This is a genomic window from Amycolatopsis rhizosphaerae, assembly GCF_007713715.1.
GTDB classification, from domain to species: Bacteria; Actinomycetota; Actinomycetes; order Mycobacteriales; family Pseudonocardiaceae; genus Amycolatopsis_E; species Amycolatopsis_E rhizosphaerae.
Genome location: NZ_VJWX01000695.1, coordinates 1 through 2,833, shown reverse-complemented (window position 1 = coordinate 2,833; position 2,833 = coordinate 1). Strand labels below are relative to the sequence as shown.

2 protein-coding genes and 1 pseudogene are annotated in these 2,833 nt (G+C 71.7%); 2 read left to right on the top strand and 1 reads right to left on the bottom strand.

Features of this window, described 5'->3' with window-relative positions; all coding sequences use genetic code 11:
* A pseudogene (locus FNH05_RS35650) lies at window positions 1-270 on the bottom strand (hypothetical protein); the annotation flags it as partial.
* 183 nt (window positions 271-453) lie between these two features.
* On the opposite strand from FNH05_RS35650, the gene FNH05_RS35645 reads away from it, so the two are divergent.
* Together FNH05_RS35645 and FNH05_RS35640 are read left to right on the top strand one after the other, a co-directional pair.
* The gene (locus tag FNH05_RS35645) at window positions 454-1,923 is read left to right on the top strand and encodes a S8 family serine peptidase (RefSeq protein ID WP_144593249.1); all 1,470 of its coding nucleotides are present in this window, start codon (window positions 454-456) and stop codon (window positions 1,921-1,923) included.
* Between the two features lie 192 nt (window positions 1,924-2,115).
* On the top strand, window positions 2,116-2,619 hold the full coding sequence (locus FNH05_RS35640) for a DUF3145 domain-containing protein (RefSeq protein WP_144593248.1): 504 nt from the start codon (window positions 2,116-2,118) through the stop codon (window positions 2,617-2,619).
* The last annotated feature ends 214 nt before the right edge of the window (window positions 2,620-2,833 follow it).

The window sequence follows — 2,833 nt, the reverse complement described above, 5'->3', positions numbered from 1 at the left end:
GGTGGGTACCGGCCAGCCATCGGCCTTCCACGGGGCGTCGAGCGGGGCTTCGAGCCGGAGTGCCGGGCCGGGCAGGTCGATGCCGAGCACGAGCAGCACCCCGCGGGGCAGCACGACCGCGGCGTCCACGGGTCTGCCCGATGGCAGCGGGCGGGCGCCGATCAGCGCCACGCCGCCGGAGACGGTCTCGCCGCGGCCGAGTGAGGTCAGCGCCGCTCGGATGTCGTCGGCGACCCGGGACGGCTGTGGCGCCAGGCGAACGAGTCGCACCTGTCTCTCCCCGAAGCGGTGGTGGGCTGGGTGCTCACGGTAGCGCGCGGTAGTTGTCCATGCCGCCAACAGTGTGAAATTCACGTGCCCTTCCCGCGAGGCGGAACGATCGAGTGACGGCGATCACCCAGCGAAGTGCTACTGGTTAGTAGGTTCGTTCGTCCCCGATCCCCAGGAGAGCCGATGCAACGGCGCATCCCCGGGCGGCCGAGATCACTCGCGATCGCCGCCGCCCTCGTGCTTCCCCTGCTCGTTCCCGTTCCGGCCGCGCTGGCCGACGAGCAGGCCCCGGTGTCCGCGAGCCTGGCCGGACTGCTGGCCACCGTCGCGGACGCGGTGCCGATGACCACCCTGGTCCACGCCACGGACGTGGCCACCGCCGAGCATGCCGTGCGGCAGGCCGGGCTGGCCGAGATCACCCGGTTCACCCGGATCGGTGTGGTCGCCGCCGGCGGCACGGCCGGGCAGGTCCGCGCGCTCCGGCGGCAGCCTGGCGTGACCTACGTGGAGCACGACGATCCGCTGGTCGCCTTCGGCGACACCGGCACCACCGCCACCCGCAGCGCCGAGGCCCGCACCACGCTCACCGGGGCGGACGGTGCGGCGCTGGACGGCAGCGGGGTGTCCGTCGCGATCATCGACACCGGGGTCGACCCGACCCACCCGGCCTTCCGGTCCGGGGGCACCACCCGCGTGGTCCGCAACCTCAAGAGCGCCTGCACCTCGGGCACGGCGGCCTCGTGCATCCTGGACGTGCCCACCACGCTGGACACCGACACCACCTCCCTCGGCGGGCACGGCACCCACGTCACCGGCATCGCCGCCGGAGCCGCGCTCACCCTGCCGGACGGCACCAGGGTCGGCGGCTCCGCACCCGGAGCCAAGATCGTCGCGATCTCGACCGGGCTGGGCATTCTCCTGCTCGGCACCGACGCGGCACTGAACTGGGTGCTGGAAAACCACGACGCGCCCTGCGGCGCCGGGGTGCCCGCCTCGGTCTGCCCGCCCATCAAGGTGATCAACAACTCCTACGGGCCCAGCGGTGGCGGCGCCTTCGATCCGAACTCGGCGACCGTCCAGCTGCAGCGGGCCCTGGCCGCCGAAGGCGTGGTCACCGTCTGGGCCAACGGCAACGACGGCGGCGACGGCAGCAAGAACCTGTCCAACCCGCCGGGACAGGACCCGACGCCCGGGATCATCTCCGTGGCCTCCTACAACGACCAGGGCACCGGTACGCGCGACGGTGCGGTTTCGGCCTACTCCTCCCGCGGGCTCGCGAGCGACCCGGCCACGTGGCCCGACGTGTCCGCCCCCGGGGAGAACATCCTGTCCTCCTGCCGTCCCTACCTGATCGTGTGCGCGCAGGGGCTCCAGCCGGAGAACGGTCCAGGGCTGCTCGACGTCGGCACCTACAACGTGATCAGCGGGACCTCCATGGCCGCCCCGCAGATCACCGGAATCGTGGCGCAGCTGTTTCAGGCCGACCCGTCCGCCACTCCGGCCCGGATCGAAAGCGCTCTCAAGGCCACCGCCCACCGGTACTCCGACGGCGCCGCGTATCAGCAGGCGGGACCGTATCCGTCCAGCTACGACAAGGGAACCGGGCTGGTCGACACGGTGGCCGCCGCGCGGTACCTGACCTCCGGCGGCTGAGGACGGCAGGGTCTCCCGCGTACCGCGACCGCGCGGGAGACCTTGCCCTGGAACGAGTTGCGGGCCTCGATGTTCGTGTGGCCAAATGGGTGATCACAGTGCAGAATGTGCTAAGCCGCGTCACGAGCGAAGCAACCGAGACTCGCGAGGTCGTAGGGGAAGACGCCCCTCGTCGAGTAGCGGAGGTCAGCAGTGAGCACCCGTGGCAACACCCGTGGCGTGGTGTACGTCCACTCGTCGCCGTCTGCGGTATGCCCGCACGTCGAGTGGGCGATCTCGGGCACCCTGGGTGCCCGGGTCGATCTACAGTGGACGGCGCAGCCCGCCGCGCCCGGCCAGTTGCGGGCCGAATGCAACTGGAGCGCGCCCGCCGGCACCGGCGGCAAGCTCGCCGCCGGGCTGAAGGCGTGGCCCATGCTGCGCTTCGAAGTCACCGAGGAGCCCAGTGCCGGGGTCGACGGTGAACGGTTCTGCTACGTGCCCGGTCTCGGCCTGTGGCACGGCCGGATCAGTGCCAACGGCGACATCGTGGTCGGTGAGGACCAGCTGCGTGCCCTGGTGCGCCAGGCCCGCGCCGGGGAAGCGTTCGCCCACCGCGTCGACGAGCTGCTCGCCGCGAACTGGGACGAGGCGCTGGAACCCTTCCGGCATGCCGGTGACGGCGCCCCCGTCACCTGGCTGCACCGCGTGGGGTGACCGGGAGTGCCTTCGGTGAGGGCACGACCGGGTCATGAATGGTGACACGGCGGGCGGGCCGCTAACGCCGACCACTACCCTGCCGATGTGTCAGCTGTGCCAGCGCCTTGGACCCCGCAACGGTGGTTGCTGCCCACCGGGATCGTGGTCGTCTCGTTGATGGTGGGTGGCGGCCTGTTGGCGCGGGAGTTGTACCGCCAGCCCGACCCGCAGC